This window comes from Sphingobium sp. (assembly GCA_023266575.1).
Lineage (GTDB): Bacteria > Pseudomonadota > Alphaproteobacteria > Sphingomonadales > Sphingomonadaceae > Sphingobium.
Genome location: JAHFPV010000009.1, coordinates 31,660 through 49,156, shown reverse-complemented (window position 1 = coordinate 49,156; position 17,497 = coordinate 31,660). Strand labels below are relative to the sequence as shown.

Here is a 17,497-nt window from a genome sequence, read left to right as displayed (position 1 = left end):
CGATTTACGCCCGAATGAGCAGCACGTCCACAATCGGTTTCTTGCCCGTCCATCGCGTCGCGGTGCGGCGCACGGCCAGGCGGATACGCTCGCGCACCGCCTCTTCCTCATGCGATCCTTTGGCAATCACATCTGCCGCATCGTCGGCGGCTTCGGCCAGGAAGTCCGCCTTATCCTCTTCCACTGGAACGCCCTGCGTCCGCAGCGTCGGTCGGCCAAGCAGCCGCCCCTTGGCATCGAGCGCCACGGCGACGCTGATCTGGCCATGCAGCCCCAGCTTGCGCCGCTCGTTCATGGTCGCGCCCTCGGCAGGCAGGATAACGTCGCCATCCAGCACCAGCCGCCCGACTTCCTGCCGCCCGATGATCGTCGGCTTGCCCGGCGCCAGTCGCAGCAGGTCGCCATTGGACTGTACCACGGCGTTGGGAATGCCCGTCGCCAAACCCAGCCGCGCCTGTTCCGCCATATGCCGTCGTTCGCCATGGACGGGCAGCAATATCTCTGGCCGGATCCAGCGATACATGGCTTCCAGTTCAGGACGCCCCGGATGGCCCGATACATGGACTTCGGCCTGCCGGTCGGTGACCATCTCGATATTCTTGGTCGCCAGCGCATTCTGAATGCGACCGATGGCGATTTCGTTGCCGGGGATCTGCTTGGAGGAAAAAACGACCAGATCGCCGTCGGTCAGCTTGATCGGATGGCTGTCGAACGCAATACGCGCCAGCGCCGCGCGTGCCTCACCCTGGCCGCCCGTGGCAATGATCATCACCTCGTCACGGGGCAGCTTCATCGCCTCGTCCCAGTCGACCGTGGGCGGGAACCCTTTGAGATAGCCGCTCGCCTTGGCCATGCCGATGATCCGGTCGAGCGAACGGCCCGCGACGCACACCTTGCGCCCCATCGCGACCGCCACTTCGCCCAGCGTCTGGACGCGCGCGGCATTGGACGCAAAGGTGGTGACCAGCACCCGGCCCTTGGCCCCCTCGATCGTCTGCATCAATCCTTCGCGGACATCGCCTTCGGACCCGCTGGCCTTGTCATTGAACACATTGGTGCTGTCGCACACCAGCGCCAGCACGCCCTGGTCGCCCACCGCGGTCAGTTCCGCCGGGGTCGATGGCACGCCGAGCAGCGGCTGATCGTCCAGCTTCCAGTCGCCGGTGTGGAAAATCCGGCCATGGGGCGTGTCGATCACCAGCGCATTGCCCTCAGGGATCGAGTGCGCCAGCGGCATGTAGCGGAAACCAAACGGGCCGAGTTCAAAGCTGCCCTCGTTCGGGATGACGTGGAGCTTAACCTCCTTGGTCAACCCCTCTTCCTCCAGCTTCAGGCGGATGAGGCCAGCGGTAAAGGGCGTGGCATAAAGCGGCACGCCAAGGTCCGCAGCGAGATAGGGGATCGCGCCGATATGATCCTCATGCCCGTGGGTCAGCACGATGCCGAGCAGATCCTTGCGCCGTTCCTCGATAAAGGTCAGGTCCGGCAGCACCAGTTCGATGCCCGGATAATTGGGATCGCCAAAGGTCATGCCGAGATCGACCATCACCCATTTGCCTTGGCAACCGTATAAATTGACGTTCATGCCAATCTCGCCCGACCCGCCAAGGGCCAGGAAGAGCAGCTCATCCTTGGGTTTCATTACGCTTGTAAACTCCGTTCGTGCATCAGCGCGAGGCCCTGAACCGTCAGGTCCGGCGCGATCGCATCGAAAATATCGCTGTTATCATTGAAGAGGACCGCAAGGCCCCCCGTCGAAATCACTCTGGTCGGGCGGCCAATTTCGGCCCTCATCCGGGCGACCAGCCCCTCCATCATGGCTACATAGCCCCAAAAGACGCCGATATGCATCTGTGCTTCGGTCGTCCGGCCAATGACCGATCGATTTTCCGGCGGGGCGATGGCGATCTTGGGCAGTTTCGCCGCCGCCGCGACCAGCGCATCGAGCGAAAGGTTGATGCCCGGCGCGATGACCCCGCCCTTATAAGCGCCGCTATAATCGACCACGTCGAACGTCGTCGCGGTGCCAAAATCGATGACGATCAGGTCGCCTGCATAAAGATGGTGCGCGGCGATGACGTTTACAACCCGGTCAGCCCCCACCGATCCTGGCTCGGCCACATCCAGTTCTATGCCCCAGTCGACCGGTGCTTGCCCGGCGATCAACGCCGTCGTCCTGAAATATTTTTCGGCCAGCACCTGCAGATTATGCAGCGCGCGCGGCACCACGGTCGCAATGATGACCGCATCAACGTCAGCGATCTTATAGCCTTCCAGCATCAGCAACTGGTTGAGCCACACCGCATATTCGTCCGCCGTGCGGCGCGGATCGGTCGCAATCCGCCAGCGCGCGCGGATGGTCCGCCCTTCGAGCAGCGCGAAAACCACATTGGTGTTGCCCGCGTCGATCGCGAGAAGCATGGCCGGTCCTTGGTTCAGGTGAGAAATATGTCACCGGCGTGAATGGCACGGCTCTGCCCGTTCGCCAAGCGCAGGATCAACATACCCTGCCGATCGAGCGTATCGAATAGGCCGTCAACTGTCTCGCCATCGGGTTGCACCACCCGCATCGGCGTGCCGGTCGGGTGGGCGTTGAGCAGCCAGTGGGTCCGCACCGGGTCCAGCCCCTGCGCCCGCCAGATGGACAGCCAGTGCGCGAAAAGCTGCGCCAGCCGCTCCAGCAACGCGCCCGCCTCTGCATCGGCCGCGCCCTGCGCCAGCAGGCTGGTCACGGGACGGTCGAGATTGCGTGGATGGTCAGCAACGTTGATGCCGATACCCACGACGACAGCGTCGCCAGCCCTCTCCAGCAAGATGCCGGCAATCTTCGCGCCATCGACCAGAACGTCATTGGGCCATTTGATCCGTGCCTGTCCCGCACAGAGCGGCGCGACCAGCGCGTGGACTGCATTCGCCGCGACCAGCGCCAGCGTGTGCGGTAGGGGATCGCCCGCCCGCAACCGAACCAGCGTAGAACAATGAAGATTGCCAACCGGGCTTTCCCAGCTGCGGCCCATCCGCCCCTTGCCGCCCGTCTGCCGCCCCGCGCGCAGCCAGCTGCCATCGGGCGCGCCCTGATCCGCCAATGCCAGCATGTCGGCATTGGTGGACCCGGTCTCGGCAACGAAGCGGATGGTCAGAACAGGGACGCCGCAGCGGCGGCGCTCGCCTGATCCAGCACGGGATTGAGCAGATAGCCCAGCACGATGACGACGGCGCAGGCAGTCAGGATGACATTTTCGACCGCCCCGCCCTTCGCCTCATAGGCACCGGTCGGCTCGTCGAAATAGATCGTCTTGATGATCTTGAGATAATAAAAAGCCCCGATCACCGACGCCGCGATGCCGAACGCCGCCAGCGCGGTCAGGCCCGACGCCACCGCCGCATCGAACACCAGGAACTTCGCCCAGAAACCGAAGAGCGGCGGGATACCAGCCATCGAGAACATGAAGATCGCGAACGCAGCCGCCAGACCTTTACGCGACTGCGACAGGCCCGCCAGGCTGGCGATCGTCTCGACCGGCTTGCCGTCGGCATCGCGCATCTGGAGGATGCAGGCGAAGGCGCCGATCGTCATGACGACATAGATCGCCATATAGCTCATCGTCGCGGCAACACCGGCAGGTGTGCCTGCGGCAAGACCGATCAGCGCAAAGCCGACATTGTTGATCGACGAATAGGCCATCAGCCGCTTGATGTTGCTCTGGCCGATCGCCGCGACCGCACCGAACAGGATGGAGGCAAGCGCGACGAAGATCACGATCTGCTGCCAGTCCAGCCCCGCCGGACCCAGCGCCTCGATCGCGACGCGAACGGTCAAGCCCATGGCCGCGACCTTGGGCGCGCTGGCGAAGAAGGTCGTCACCGGCGTCGGCGCGCCTTCATAGACGTCGGGCGTCCACATATGGAACGGCACGGCGCTGATCTTGAAGGCAAGGCCTGCCAGCACGAACACCAGGCCGAACAATTCGCCCTTGCCCACGCCATCGCCCAGCGCAACGGCAATGCCGTCAAACGCCGTGCTGCCGGTAAAGCCATAGAGCAAAGAGATGCCATAGAGCAGGATGCCGCTCGCCAGAGATCCCAGCACGAAATATTTAAGGCCCGCTTCGGAAGAACGCCCGTCCTGCCGCATGAAGCTGGCGAGGACATAGGAGGCGAGGCTGTTCATTTCGAGGCCAACATAGAGCGTCAGCATGTCGCCCGCCGACACCATCATGCCCATGCCGATGGCTGCGAACAGGATCAGGATGGGATATTCAGGCCGCAACGCGCTGTCGGTCGAAAAGAAGCGTGGTGCCAGCAGGATCGCTGCTGCCGCCGCCGCGTAGATCAACGCCTTGGCATAGACGGAGAAGGCATCGGCGCGGACGAGTCCGCCGAATGCGTCAGGGCCGTGCGCCAGCGAGCAGGACAAAGCGACGCCCGCGACGATCAGCGTCAGCACCGACAGCGCGTTGACGATCCGCGCCGTGCCGTCGCCACCGAAGGCAGCCACCAGCATCAGGATCAGGCCACCGGCCGTCAATATGAGTTCCGGCAGAACGGCCAAAAGGGAAGCGGAGTCGATCATCAGTGCGCCTCCCCGTGCGCCGAAACTTCTTCATGGTGTGCCTCGCCAGCAGGCTTGGGCGCACCCATCTTGATCTTGGAGTCTCCCGCCGGAGCGGCAGGCGCGAGGCGGGCTTCGAGCGCGCGAATGTCGGGACGCATGGGGCTAAGGAAGCTTTCGGGATAAACACCCATCCACAGCACGACAGCGGCGATCGGTGCCAGCAGCCAGATTTCGCGGCCCGACAGGTCGGGCATCGCGGCGGCATCGGCGTTGACCTGTTCGCCATAACAGATGCGGCGATAGAGGTAGAGCATGTAGGCCGCGCCCAGGATAATGCCCGTGGTGCAAACAAGCGCCACCCAGGTGGATGCCTGATAAATGCCCATCAGCGCCAGAAATTCGCCGACAAAGTTCGACGTGCCGGGCAGACCGACCGACGCCATGGTGAAAAACAGGAACAGCACCGCATAGCGCGGCATGTTGATCGACAACCCACCATAGCGCGCAATCTCACGGGTATGCAGGCGATCATAGATCACGCCCACACACAGGAACAGCGCGCCCGCGACCAGACCATGGCCCAGCATCACCATCATCGCGCCTTCGATGCCCGCCTGGTTGAAGGCGAACAGGCCGACCGTCACGATCGCCATATGCGCGACCGACGAATAGGCGATCAGCTTCTTCATGTCCGACTGCACCAGCGCGACGAGCGAGGTATAGACCACCGCGACCATCGACAGGCCCCAGACCAAAGGCGCGAGTTGCGCCGAGGCTTCGGGGAACATCGGCAGGGAGAAGCGGATGAATCCATAGCCACCCATCTTCAGCAGCACACCCGCCAGAATGACAGAACCCGCGGTCGGTGCCTGAACGTGCGCGTCGGGCAGCCAGGTGTGGACTGGCCACATCGGCATCTTCACCGCGAAGCTGGCGAAGAAGGCCAGGAACAGCCAGGTCTGGACATGCGGATCGAAATTATAGGCCATCAGCACCGGGATTTCGGTCGTCCCGGCCTCATGCACCATCCACATCATCGCGATCAGCATCAGGACCGATCCGAACAATGTGTAGAGGAAGAATTTATAGCTGGCGTAGATGCGATCCGCACCGCCCCAAATGCCGATGATCAGATACATCGGGATCAGGCCGGCTTCGAACATGATGTAGAAGAGGTAGAGATCCTGCGCCGTAAAGACGCCGATCATCAGCACCTCCATGAACAGGAAGGCCGCCATATATTCGCCGACGCGCTTGTTGATCGCGTTCCAGCTGGCACCGATGCAGATCGGCATCAGGAACACGGTCAGCGCGATCAGCATCAGCGCGATGCCGTCGATACCCAGCGCCCAGGCGAATTTGCCGAAGATCGGCGCATATTCCTGAAACTGCCACTGTGCGCCGCTGCCCGACTGGTCGAAATTCGCCCACAGGGCCATGCCCAGCACGAAATCGACCAATGTGGCGATCAATGCGATCCAGCGCGCGCTGTTCGCGCCCACGAACAGACAGGCGATGGCCCCCGCCATCGGCACTGCCATCATCAGGGAAAGGATGGGGAAGCCGTCCATTATCGTGTCATCGCCCAGGTTGCGGCAGCGGCGAGGCCAATCAGCATCACCAGCGCGTAGGTGTAGAGGTAGCCGGACTGGAGCCGACGGGTCACTTTATTGCCCTGCACGACCAGCGCCGCCAGACCATTGGGTCCGAACCGGTCGATGAAACCGACGTCACCGAACTTCCAGAAGAAGCGTCCGATGGCGAAGGCTGGCTTGACGAACAGAAAATTATACAGCTCGTCGAAATACCATTTGTTGAGCAGGAAGCTGTACAGACCGGTGAAGGTCGCGACGAAGCGCTGCGGCCAGTCGGTATTCTTGATATAGGCCAGCCAGGCGATCAGCAGCCCGGTCAGCATCACCGTGAACGGCGCGAACTTGACCCACGTCGGCACTTCATGCGCGGCGTGCATCAGATGGCTGTCGAACGACAGCGCCCCCTTCCAGAATTCGATACCACCTTCGGCACCGATAAACTGGTCGTGGAACAGGAAGCCCGCAAATACCGCGCCAAGGCTCAGCACGATCAGCGGCACCAGCATGACCCAGGGACTCTCGTGCGGATGATAACCGCCGGTCCCGGTTGCGGGCGCATGATGATGATCGTCATGCGCATGATCGTCGTGATGATCGTCATGCCCGTGGGAATCGTGGAGAGCGTGCTGGATATGCTCCGACGCAGCCCAGCGGGCTTTGCCGAAGAAGGTCAGGAACACCAGACGCCACGAATAGAAGCTGGTGAGCAGCGCCGCAAAAATACCGACCAGAAACGCGCCGGTCCCCGCCCCGCCAGCGGCATAGGCCGCTTCAAGGATACCGTCCTTGGAATAGAAGCCCGCAAAGCCGACGCCGATGAGCGGCAGGCCAACGCCGGTGATGGCCAGCGTCCCCAGCGTCATCGTCCAGAAGGTGATCGGTATCTCTTTCCGCAGCGCGCCATAATAGCGCATGTCCTGCTCATGGTGCATCGCATGGATGACCGAGCCTGCGCCCAGGAACAGCAAAGCCTTGAAAAAGGCGTGGGTGAACAGGTGGAACATCGCCGCGCCATAGGCGCCGACGCCCGCGGCGAAGAACATATAGCCCAGCTGCGAGCAGGTCGAATAGGCAATGACGCGCTTGATGTCGGTCTGCACCGTGCCGACGGTCGCCGCGAACAGGCAGGTCGCTGCGCCGACATAGGTCACGACGGTCAGCGCCGTTTGCGACGTCTCGAACATCGGCGACAGGCGGCACACCATGAACACGCCCGCCGTCACCATGGTCGCAGCATGGATCAGCGCGGACACCGGCGTCGGGCCTTCCATCGCGTCCGGCAACCATGTGTGCAGGCCAAGCTGCGCCGACTTGCCCATGGCCCCCACGAACAGTAGCAGACACAGCACCGTCATCGTATCGAAGCGGTGGCCGAGGAACCCGATGGTCGATCCCGCTATGGACGGGGCCATTTCAAGGATTTCGGGGATGGAGATCGTATTGAACACCAGATAGGTGCCGAAAATCCCCATCATGAAGCCAAGGTCGCCGACGCGATTGACGACGAACGCCTTGATCGCGGCCGCATTGGCGCTGGGCTTGCGGAACCAGAAACCGATGAGCAGGTAGGAAGCGAGGCCCACCCCTTCCCAACCGAAGAACATCTGGAGCAGATTGTTCGCGGTCACGAGCATCAGCATCGCGAAGGTGAAGAGCGAGAGATAGGCGAAGAAGCGCGGCTGATCCGGCTCCTCGTCCATATAGCCCCAGCTATACAGGTGGACGAGGCTGGACACGCTGGTGATGACCACCAGCATGACCGCCGTCATAGCATCGACCCGCAGCGCCCATTGCGCGTCAAAGCTACCCGACTGAATCCAGGTGAACAGCGGCGTGACATGCGCTTCGGCGCTGCCCGTCAGGAAGCTGATGAAGATCGGCCAGCTCAGCGCGCAGGAAATGAACAGTGCGCCGGTGGTGAGGATCTTGGCAGGCAGCTTGCCCAGCGCCTTGTTGCCAAGGCCCGCAATGGCAGCGGCCAGCAGTGGAAGAAGAACGATAAGCTGGATCATGAGTTCAGGCTCAGCCCTTCATCCGGTTGACATCGTCGACGGCGATGGTGCCGCGACCACGGAAGTAAATGACGAGGATGGCCAGCCCGATGGCCGCCTCACCCGCCGCGACGGTCAGCACGAACATGCTGAACACCTGCCCCACCAGATCGCCCAGAAAGGCGCTGAAGGCGACGAGGTTGATGTTCACGCTCAAAAGGATCAGCTCGATCGCCATCAGAATGATGATGACATTCTTGCGGTTGATGAAGATGCCCAGCACCCCCATCACGAACAGGATGGCGCCGACCACCATATAATGTTGAAGGCCGATCACAGCTCCACCCCCTGCCCGATGGGCTGATTGATATTGCGGACCGCATCCTGCGGACGGCGGCGGTTCTGCTTGGCGATATTCTGGCCCTTCACCCCGCCCCGCGCCCTATGGGTCAGGACGATCGCGCCGATCATTGCGACCAGCAGGACAATGCCCGCCGCCTCGAATAGGAAGATATAGCGGGTATAGAGCAATGTCCCGATCGCCTTGATGTTCGATACATCCGGCGCGGTCGGCGCGGCGCGCTGCGCCAGTTCGATCGGACCCGCGCTCCACAGGCCAATGCCCAGCACGATTTCCGCCAGCAGCACAAAAGCGATCAGCAGACCAAAGGGCAGGTAACTCACGAAACCGGCGCGCAGTTCGGCAAAGTCGATGTCGAGCATCATGACGACGAACAGGAACAGCACCGCGACCGCGCCGACATAGACGATGACGAGCAGCATCGCGATGAACTCAGCCCCCAGCAGGATCATCAGACCCGCCGCGTTGAAGAAGGCCAGGATCAGCCACAACACCGAATGGACCGGGTTGCGCGACAGGATCGTCAGCGCACCGCTGGACACCACCAGGATCGCGAACAGGTAAAAGGCTAAGACGTGGATCAATGGATGGCCCCCGGAAACCGTTCGGGCTGAGCGAAGTCGAAGCCTTCCACTGAACGAAGTGAAGTGACTTCGCTACGCTCAGTCGAACCCTTCGACAGGCTCAGGGCGAACGGGTTTGAGTTAGACACGGCGCGCATTACCGATAAGGCGCATCGGCGGCAAGGTTCGCGGCGATCGCGCGTTCCCACTTGTCACCATTTTCAAGAAGCTTGGCCTTGTCGTAGATCAGCTCCTCGCGGGTTTCGGTCGCAAACTCGAAGTTCGGACCTTCCACGACCGCATCCACCGGGCAGGCTTCCTGACAGAAACCGCAATAGATGCACTTGGTCATGTCGATGTCGTAGCGCGTCGTGCGGCGGCTGCCATCCTCGCGCGGCTGCGCCTCGATGGTGATCGCCTGCGCCGGACACACCGCCTCGCACAGCTTGCACGCGATGCAGCGCTCTTCCCCGTTGGGATAGCGACGCAGCGCATGTTCACCCCGGAACCGCGGCGAGATCGGGTTCTTCTCATAGGGATAGTTGATCGTCGCCTTGGGCTTGAAAAAATATTTCAAGGTCAGCCAGTGCGCTTTCACAAACTCCCAGAGGGTAAAGCTTTTGACGTAATATCCGAGGCTCATTGTGCGCCTCCATAGCGCGTCAGCATGAGGAAACCCGACACCAGAAAGACGAAGAAGAGCGAGGTCGGAAGAAAAATCTTCCAGCCCAGCCGCATCAACTGGTCATAACGGTAGCGGGGCACCGTCGCCTTTACCCAGGAAAAGACGAAGAAGAAGAAGAGTATCTTGGCGAACAGCCAGAGGATGCCCGGCACATAATAGAGCGGTGCCCAGTCGACCGGGGGCAGATAGCCGCCCCAGAACAGGATCGCGTTCAATGCGCACATCAGGATGACGTTGGCATATTCGCCCAGCCAGTAGAGCGCGAAGGCCATGGACGAATATTCGGTCTGATAACCCGCGACCAGTTCGCTCTCCGCTTCGGTCAGGTCGAAGGGCGCACGCGCGGTTTCGGCCATGGCGGAAATCAGGAACATGATCGCCATCGGGAAGAGCAGCGGATTGAAGCCGTTGCCGTTCAGGAAGCCATAATAGCCCTTCTGGCTTTCCACGATCGCGGTCAGGTTGAAGCTGCCCGCCCACAGAACAACACAGATCAGGATGAAGCCGATCGAGACTTCATAGCTGATCATCTGCGCGGACGCGCGGATCGCGGAATAGAAGGGATATTTGGAGTTGGACGCCCAGCCCGCCAGCACGATGCCGTACACGCCCAGCGACGAAATCGCGAGGATGTAGAGCAGCCCGACATTGATGTCCGCCAGCACCACGCCGACATCGAACGGCACCACCGCCCAAGCCAACAATGCCACCGTGAAGGTGATGATCGGCGCGATGATGAACAGCGCCTTGTTCGCCGCGGACGGGATGATGGTTTCCTGCAGGAACACCTTGGCCCCGTCCGCAAAGGACTGGAGCAGGCCGAAGGGACCAACCACGTTCGGCCCGCGCCGCAGCGCCATCGCCGCCCAGATCTTGCGATCGGCATAGATGATCATCGCGACCGCCAGCATCAGCGGCAGGGCGATCACGAGGATGCCGATGATGGTCGAGAGGAACCAGGCGACACCGAACGGCGCGCCCCATGAAACGAAAAGCGCGGTCACTCTGCGGCCTCCGCAAATTCAACCCCATGGACCAGTTCCGCCGAGCATTGCTGCATCGTCGGGCTGGCGCGGCAGATGGCGTTGGTCAGGTAGAAATCCTTGATCGGCGAAGCCAGTTCGCCGGTCGCGCCGGTGGGCACCGAAGGCACGGACCAGCCATAATCGGCCAGACCCTCGACACCCAATGCAGGCACCGCCCTGATCATTTCGGCGCGCAGTTGCTCGAAATTGTCGAACGGCAGCGTCGCACCCATCACTTCGGACAGAGCGCGCAGGATCGACCAGTCCTCACGGGCGTCACCCGGCGCGAACACGGCCTTTTCGCCCCGCTGCACGCGGCCTTCGAGATTGACGTATGTGCCGGCCTTTTCGGCATAGCTTGCGCCCGGCAGGATCACGTCTGCCGCGTGCGCGCCCTTGTCGCCATGATGGCCGACATAGACTTTGAAGCTGCCCTCGAAGGCGGCATAATCGACCTCGTCCGCGCCCAGCGCAAAGAGCAGCTTTGGCTTGGCAGCAGCCACCGCCTTGATCCCGCCAGCCGTCGCATAGCCGAGCATCAGCCCGCCCATCCGCGCCGCCGCGAAGTGCAGCACATTATAGCCGTTCCAGCCATCTTTCACGAGGCCCAGCGTCTCGACCAGCCCCAGCGTGTCGCCATGCGCGCCGTCCTTGGCCAGCACACCGCCGCCCACGATCATCGCGGGCCGCGCGGCCTTGCCAAACGCCTCGACAACGGCGGCAGGCAGCTTGCCCAGCAGCGACGCATCATTGCCCAGCCACTCGACCTTGTAGGTCAGGTCAAACTCCGGCCCGATGCCAAAGACCTTCGCGCCCTTCTTGATCGCCTTGCGCAGCCGCGTGTTCACCAGCGGCGCTTCCCAGCGCAAATTGGTGCCGACCAGCAGGATGACGTCAGCGGTTTCCAGATCGGCCAGCGGCGTGTTGAACACTACCGACGACAGGCTCGACACATCATAGGCAAGGCCGGTCTGACGCCCTTCGAGCATCGTGCCGCCCAGCTTCTCGACCAGCGCCTTGCCCGCAAACATCGTCTCGCAATCGAGCAAATCGCCCGCGATGGCCGCGACGCTGCCGCCATGCTGCACCGCCGCGACGGCGGCAAAAGCCTCCGCCCATGTCGCAGGCACCAGCTTGCCGTCCTTGCGAACATAGGGCTTGTCGAGCCGCTTGCGCACCAGACCATCGACATTGTGCCGGGTCTTGTCCGACGCCCATTCCTCGTTCACGTCATCATTGATGCGCGGCACCGCGCGCAGCACCTGACGGCCCCGGCTGTCGAGACGGATGTTGGTACCAACGGCATCCATCGCGTCGATCGCATGGGTCTTTTTCAGCTCCCAAGGCCGCGCCTCGAACGCATAGGGCTTGGCGGTCAGCGCGCCGACCGGGCACAGGTCGACCACATTGCCCGACAGCTCGCTCTTGGCGGCATGTTCCAGATAGGTGGTGATCTGCATATTTTCGCCGCGATAGATGGCGCCGATTTCCGGCACGCCCGCGACTTCCTCGGCAAAGCGCACGCAGCGGGTGCACTGGATGCAGCGGGTCATGACCGTCTTGACGATCGGACCCATATTCTTCTCGGTCACCGCGCGCTTATTTTCGTCATAGCGCGACGCGCCGCGGCCATAGGCGACCGACTGGTCCTGCAAATCGCATTCGCCGCCCTGGTCGCAAATCGGGCAATCGAGCGGATGGTTGATGAGGAGAAACTCCATCACCCCTTCGCGCGCCTTCTTGACCATTTCGCTGTCGGTGCGGATCTCCTGCCCCTCGGCAGCGGGCAGCGCGCACGACGCCTGCGGCTTGGGCGGTCCGGGCTTCACCTCGACCAGGCACATGCGGCAATTACCCGCAATGGACAGCCGCTCATGATAACAAAAGCGCGGAATTTCCTTCCCCGCCAGTTCGCACGCCTGCAGGACCGTGGCACCCGCCGGAACGTCCAATTCTACGCCGTCAACTTTGACCTTGGGCATGATTACTCCGCTGCCTCCATCACGGGCGCGCCGCGCTCGTTGATCCGCCGCTCGATTTCAGGCCGGAAATGCCGGATCAGCCCCTGGATCGGCCAGGCCGCCGCGTCGCCCAGCGCGCAGATGGTGTGGCCTTCGACCTGCTTGGTCACCTGATGCAGCATGTCGATTTCCGACAGATCAGCATCACCCGTGCGCAGCCGTTCCATCACCCGCCACATCCAGCCCGTGCCTTCACGGCAGGGCGTGCATTGGCCGCATGACTCATGCTTGTAGAAATAGGACAGGCGCGAAATGGCGCGGACGATGTCGGTGGACTTGTCCATGACGATGACGGCGGCGGTGCCAAGGCCGGAGCCGACCGCCTTCAACCCGTCAAAATCCATGGGCGCGTCCATGATCTCGCGCGCAGGGACCAAAGGCACCGACGATCCGCCGGGGATCACCGCCATCAGATTGTCCCAGCCGCCGCGAATGCCGCCGCAATGGCGGTCGATCAGTTCGCGGAACGGGATCGACATCGATTCCTCGACCACGCAGGGCTTGTTCACATGGCCGCTGATCTGGAACAGTTTGGTGCCGCGATTGCCCTCGCGCCCGAAACGGTTGAACCAGGCCGCGCCGCGCCGCAGGATCGTGGGGCTGACCGCGATGCTCTCGACATTATTCACCGTGGTGGGGCAGCCATAAAGGCCCGCGCCCGCCGGGAAAGGCGGTTTCAGCCGGGGCTGGCCCTTCTTTCCTTCCAGGCTTTCGATCTGCGCGGTTTCCTCGCCGCAAATGTATGCGCCCGCGCCGCGATGCACGAACACGTCGAAATCATAGCCCGACCCGCAGGCATTCTTGCCGATGAAGCCCTTGGCATAGGCCTGCTCGACCGCCGCGAAGAGCACCTTGGCTTCGTAGATGAACTCGCCGCGAATATAGATATAGGCCGCGCGCGCCCGCATCGCGAAGCCCGCGACCAGCGCGCCCTCGATCAGCTTGTGCGGATCGTGGCGGATGATCTCGCGGTCCTTGCACGACCCCGGTTCGGATTCGTCGGCGTTGATCACCAGGAAGCTGGGACGGCCATCCTTGCTTTCCTTGGGCATGAAGCTCCACTTCATGCCGGTCGGGAAGCCCGCGCCGCCACGGCCGCGCAGGTTCGACGCCTTCATGATGTCGATGATCGCGTCCTGGCCCAGCGCCAGCAGCGCCTTGGTATTGTCCCAGTCGCCACGCATAATCGCGGCGTCGATCCCCCAGTCCTGAAAGCCATGGACATTGGTGAAGATGCGGTCCCTGTCCTCCAGCGGGCCGACGAACGGCGGCGGAGGCGGCGGCGCAACAGGGGCGGTTTCGTCGGCCATCAGCGGCCCTTTCCGATCAGTTTTTCAGCCACGAAATAGATGATGACGGCCAGCCCCAGCCCGATGACCAGACCCAGCACCGCACCGATAATCTTGAGCGCGATCACGAACACGATCAGCCCGATGATGATGGCGATCAAGGCGTTCATGTGGCGACACCATTCACCGTCACCCCAGCGAAAGCTGGGGTCTCAGGCGTCTGCGCGCCAACGCACGAGATCCCAGCCTTCGCTGGGATGACGGAGGTGAAATAGCTCACGCCCACTCCCCCCGATAATCATGATTGCCCTCGACCATCTCTTTCAGCGTCGTCGGGCCACCCTCCGGGCAACTCGTCTGCCGGTCGATCTGCGGACCAATCTTGGGCTGACCACCCGCCGCCAGCGTTTCCAGCACCGCGCTCATGCTGTCATAGGTCAGATCCTCGAAATTATCGTCGTTGATCTGCACCATCGGCGCATTGGCGCAGGCGCCCAGGCATTCTACCTCGGTCAGCGTGAACAGGCCGTCGGGCGTCGTCGCGCCCTTCACCAGACCCTTATTCTTGCACGCCGCGAACACATCGTCGGAGCCGCGCAACATGCAGGGCGTCGTGCCGCACACCTGCACATGATAGCGGCCAACCGGCGCCAAATTGTACATGGTGTAGAAGGTCGCGACCTCATAGACGCGCATATAGGGCATATCGAGCTGATCGCCGATATATTCCATCACCGGTACGGGCAGCCACCCTTGCGTCTGCGTCTCCGCACCAACCTGCCGCTGGGCAAGGTCCAGCAGCGGCATGACCGCCGATTGCTGGCGACCGGCGGGATAGCGGGCGATGATGGTTTTCACCTGTTCGGCATTCTCCGCCGTCCACGCAAAAGCGCCCCAGCGCGCGCGGGTTTCGGTTTCGTCGGGGATATGGGGTGCGTCAGCCATTATGATTTCTCGAAACTCGGATCGCCGAACGGAAGATGAAAAAGCTGCCAACGGCCACAATCACTACGAACCACGCGCCGGATAACAGCATCCAAACCCTCACAAGGCTGGAGGCGTCTGACCATTTAGGCAGGAACGGCACGCTCAAGATAATCGGCAGCAATCCGAGCAAAAAGAGCTTTGCTTCGTTCCGTTTGGAACGATTCAGTCCCCGAAATCGCTCGTTGACCGAACGTCCCGTGATCAGGCCTTTTAGCGCCCCATGTTCTCTACGAACCCACCGATCAATAGCCGCAATCACCGGTCACACTCCCCGAACACGATGTCCATCGAGCCAAGCACCGCCGTGACGTCGGCCAGCATATGGCCCTTCATCATGAAGTCCATCGCCTGCAAATGGCTGAACGCGGTCGGGCGGATCTTGCAGCGATAGGGTTTGTTGCTGCCATCCGCGACCAGATAGACGCCGAATTCGCCCTTGGGGCTTTCGGTCGCGACATAGACTTCGCCTGCGGGCACATGGAAGCCCTCGGTATAGAGTTTGAAGTGGTGGATCAGCGCTTCCATCGACCGCTTCATCTCGCCCCGCTTGGGCGGCGATACTTTGCGGTCGAAGCTGGCGATCGCGCCTTCGGGCATGTCGTTCAGGCACTGTTTCATGATCCGCACCGACTGACGGACCTCCTCCACGCGCACCATGAAGCGATCATAGCAGTCATATTGGGTGCCGACCGGCACGTCGAAATCGACCCGGTCATAGACGTCGTAGGGCTGTGCCTTGCGAATATCCCACGCAATGCCCGACCCGCGCAGCATCGGGCCGGAAAAGCCCCACTTCAGGGCATCTTCCTTGGACACGATCGCGATATCGACATTGCGCTGCTTGAAGATGCGATTGTCTGCGACAAGGCTGATCGCATCCTCGAACAGGCGCGGCAGACGGCCGTCGAGCCAGTCGGCAATGTCGGTCAGCAGCTTGAGCGGCACATCCTGATGCACGCCGCCCGGACGGAAATAGGCGCTATGCATCCGCGCGCCCGACGCGCGCTCGAAGAAGTTGAGGCAATCCTCGCGAATCTCGAACAGCCACAGGTTGGGCGTCATCGCGCCCACGTCCATGACGTGCGACCCAAGGTTCAGCATATGATTGCAGATGCGCGTCAGTTCCGCGAAGAACACGCGCAGATATTGCGCGCGCAGCGGCACTTCCAGGTTCAGCAGCTTCTCGATCGCCAGCACATAGCTATGCTCCATGCCCAGCGGCGAACAATAATCGAGCCGGTCGAAATAGGGCAGAGCCTGCAAATAGGTCTTATATTCGATCAGCTTCTCGGTGCCGCGATGCAGCAGCCCCACATGCGGGTCGCAACGCTCGACGATCTCGCCTTCCAGCTCCATGACGAGGCGGAGAACGCCGTGCGCCGCGGGATGCTGCGGACCGAAATTGATCGTATAATTCTGGATTTCCGTGTCGCCATAGGTCGGATCGGCGGCGTCGGTGTGGTGGTCCAGCTTTTCGAGATAATCAGCCATGATCCGCCTCCATAATCCGTTCAGGCTGAGCGAAGTCGAAGCCCTCGCCTGAACGAAGTGAAGGGGCTTCGACAAGCTCAGCCGACCCCTTCGACAAGCTCAGGGCGAACGGAGGTAGGTTGACACTCATGCCTTGTCCTCCGGCTTGGCGGCACCCTTGCCTTCATCCGTCGCGGACGCAGGCTTTGCGGGCGCATCGGCCGACTTGACCTGCGACGCCTTGTTCGCCGCTTCGCCAGCGCCAGTGTCGGACTTTTTCTCGGTCGTCTTGGGCGTGGAGACTGCGGGGGATGCGGCAGGCGTCGGCGCGCCGGGCGCTTCGCCCTTGGCCTTCTCGTCACCCGGCAAAATATACTCCGCGCCTTCCCAAGGCGACATGAAGTCGAAGCTGCGGAAGTCCTGCGCCAGCTTCACCGGCTCATAGACGACGCGCTTATCCTCTTCGGAATAGCGCAGTTCGACATAGCCGGTCAGCGGGAAATCCTTGCGCTGCGGATGCCCCTTGAACCCGTAATCGGTCAGGATGCGGCGCAGGTCTGTATTGCCCTCGAACACCACGCCATACATGTCGAACACTTCGCGCTCCAGCCAGCCCGCGACGGGCCAGAGGTGCGTGACGGTCGGCACCGGCAAATCCTCGTCGGTCGACACCTTCACGCGGATGCGGTGGTTCCGCGTGACGCTGAGCAGATGATAGGCGACCTCGAACCGTTCTGGACGATCGGGATAATCGACCCCGGCAATCTCCATCAGCTGCTGATACTGCGCGCGATCACGCAGCAACGTCATAGCCTGCGGCAGCGCATCGCGCAGCACGGTGAAGCTCAGCTCATCGGCATGATCGACCGTCTCGACCAGCATCGAACCGAGGATCGCCTCGATTTCCTGCGTGATCCCTTCGATGGTCGCGATTTTCGGTGCGGAATGGCCCATC

The 17,497-nt window shown here is 62.0% G+C and carries 16 protein-coding genes; all 16 read right to left on the bottom strand.

What is annotated here, in order from left to right:
* Positions 1–4 precede the first annotated feature (4 nt).
* The 16 genes from Q0D44_RS10445 to Q0D44_RS10370 all read right to left on the bottom strand — a co-directional run bounded on the left by Q0D44_RS10445 (position 5) and on the right by Q0D44_RS10370 (position 17,496).
* Positions 5–1,642, bottom strand: coding sequence for a ribonuclease J (locus tag Q0D44_RS10445; RefSeq protein ID WP_294136331.1), 1,638 nt, complete (start codon positions 1,640–1,642; stop codon positions 5–7).
* Positions 1,642–2,421 carry a type III pantothenate kinase gene (locus Q0D44_RS10440; RefSeq protein ID WP_294136329.1) on the bottom strand — a complete coding sequence of 260 codons (780 nt, stop codon included), beginning with the start codon at positions 2,419–2,421 and terminating at the stop codon, positions 1,642–1,644. The genes Q0D44_RS10445 and Q0D44_RS10440 overlap by 1 nt, the downstream gene beginning before the upstream one ends.
* A gap of 14 nt (positions 2,422–2,435) precedes the next feature.
* The gene (locus tag Q0D44_RS10435) at positions 2,436–3,140 is read right to left on the bottom strand and encodes a biotin--[acetyl-CoA-carboxylase] ligase (protein ID WP_294136502.1); all 705 of its coding nucleotides are present in this window, start codon (positions 3,138–3,140) and stop codon (positions 2,436–2,438) included.
* A complete protein-coding gene (nuoN, locus tag Q0D44_RS10430) occupies positions 3,137–4,573 on the bottom strand; it encodes an NADH-quinone oxidoreductase subunit NuoN (RefSeq protein WP_294136327.1) in 1,437 nt (478 codons plus the stop codon). The genes Q0D44_RS10435 and nuoN overlap by 4 nt, the downstream gene beginning before the upstream one ends.
* Complete coding sequence (locus Q0D44_RS10425) at positions 4,573–6,126, bottom strand: NADH-quinone oxidoreductase subunit M (RefSeq protein ID WP_294136325.1); 1,554 nt, start codon at positions 6,124–6,126, stop codon at positions 4,573–4,575. Before Q0D44_RS10425 ends, nuoN begins: the two co-directional genes overlap by 1 nt.
* Positions 6,126–8,162 (bottom strand): NADH-quinone oxidoreductase subunit L, encoded by a 2,037-nt coding sequence (gene nuoL, locus Q0D44_RS10420; RefSeq protein ID WP_294136323.1) that lies wholly within the window; start codon positions 8,160–8,162, stop codon positions 6,126–6,128. Before nuoL ends, Q0D44_RS10425 begins: the two co-directional genes overlap by 1 nt.
* Before the next feature lie 10 nt (positions 8,163–8,172).
* Positions 8,173–8,478, bottom strand: coding sequence for an NADH-quinone oxidoreductase subunit NuoK (gene nuoK, locus Q0D44_RS10415; RefSeq protein WP_294136321.1), 306 nt, complete (start codon positions 8,476–8,478; stop codon positions 8,173–8,175).
* The gene (locus tag Q0D44_RS10410) at positions 8,475–9,086 is read right to left on the bottom strand and encodes an NADH-quinone oxidoreductase subunit J (RefSeq protein ID WP_119743844.1); all 612 of its coding nucleotides are present in this window, start codon (positions 9,084–9,086) and stop codon (positions 8,475–8,477) included. The genes nuoK and Q0D44_RS10410 overlap by 4 nt, the downstream gene beginning before the upstream one ends.
* Positions 9,087–9,222: 136 nt before the next feature.
* The gene (nuoI, locus tag Q0D44_RS10405) at positions 9,223–9,708 is read right to left on the bottom strand and encodes an NADH-quinone oxidoreductase subunit NuoI (protein WP_017184597.1); all 486 of its coding nucleotides are present in this window, start codon (positions 9,706–9,708) and stop codon (positions 9,223–9,225) included.
* A complete protein-coding gene (gene nuoH / locus Q0D44_RS10400) occupies positions 9,705–10,754 on the bottom strand; it encodes an NADH-quinone oxidoreductase subunit NuoH (protein ID WP_294136316.1) in 1,050 nt (349 codons plus the stop codon). Before nuoH ends, nuoI begins: the two co-directional genes overlap by 4 nt.
* Entirely contained in the window at positions 10,751–12,757 is a 2,007-nt protein-coding gene (nuoG, locus tag Q0D44_RS10395; RefSeq protein WP_294136314.1) for an NADH-quinone oxidoreductase subunit NuoG, read from the bottom strand. The genes nuoH and nuoG overlap by 4 nt, the downstream gene beginning before the upstream one ends.
* A 2-nt stretch (positions 12,758–12,759) precedes the next feature.
* Positions 12,760–14,106 carry an NADH-quinone oxidoreductase subunit NuoF gene (gene nuoF, locus Q0D44_RS10390; protein ID WP_294136312.1) on the bottom strand — a complete coding sequence of 449 codons (1,347 nt, stop codon included), beginning with the start codon at positions 14,104–14,106 and terminating at the stop codon, positions 12,760–12,762.
* On the bottom strand, positions 14,106–14,255 hold the full coding sequence (locus Q0D44_RS10385) for a hypothetical protein (protein WP_294136310.1): 150 nt from the start codon (positions 14,253–14,255) through the stop codon (positions 14,106–14,108). The genes nuoF and Q0D44_RS10385 overlap by 1 nt, the downstream gene beginning before the upstream one ends.
* Before the next feature lie 106 nt (positions 14,256–14,361).
* Entirely contained in the window at positions 14,362–15,030 is a 669-nt protein-coding gene (locus tag Q0D44_RS10380) for an NAD(P)H-dependent oxidoreductase subunit E (RefSeq protein ID WP_294136309.1), read from the bottom strand.
* A gap of 297 nt (positions 15,031–15,327) precedes the next feature.
* Positions 15,328–16,563 (bottom strand): NADH-quinone oxidoreductase subunit D, encoded by a 1,236-nt coding sequence (locus Q0D44_RS10375; protein ID WP_294136307.1) that lies wholly within the window; start codon positions 16,561–16,563, stop codon positions 15,328–15,330.
* A gap of 126 nt (positions 16,564–16,689) precedes the next feature.
* On the bottom strand, positions 16,690–17,496 hold the full coding sequence (locus tag Q0D44_RS10370; RefSeq protein ID WP_294136305.1) for an NADH-quinone oxidoreductase subunit C: 807 nt from the start codon (positions 17,494–17,496) through the stop codon (positions 16,690–16,692).
* Position 17,497 lies beyond the last annotated feature (1 nt).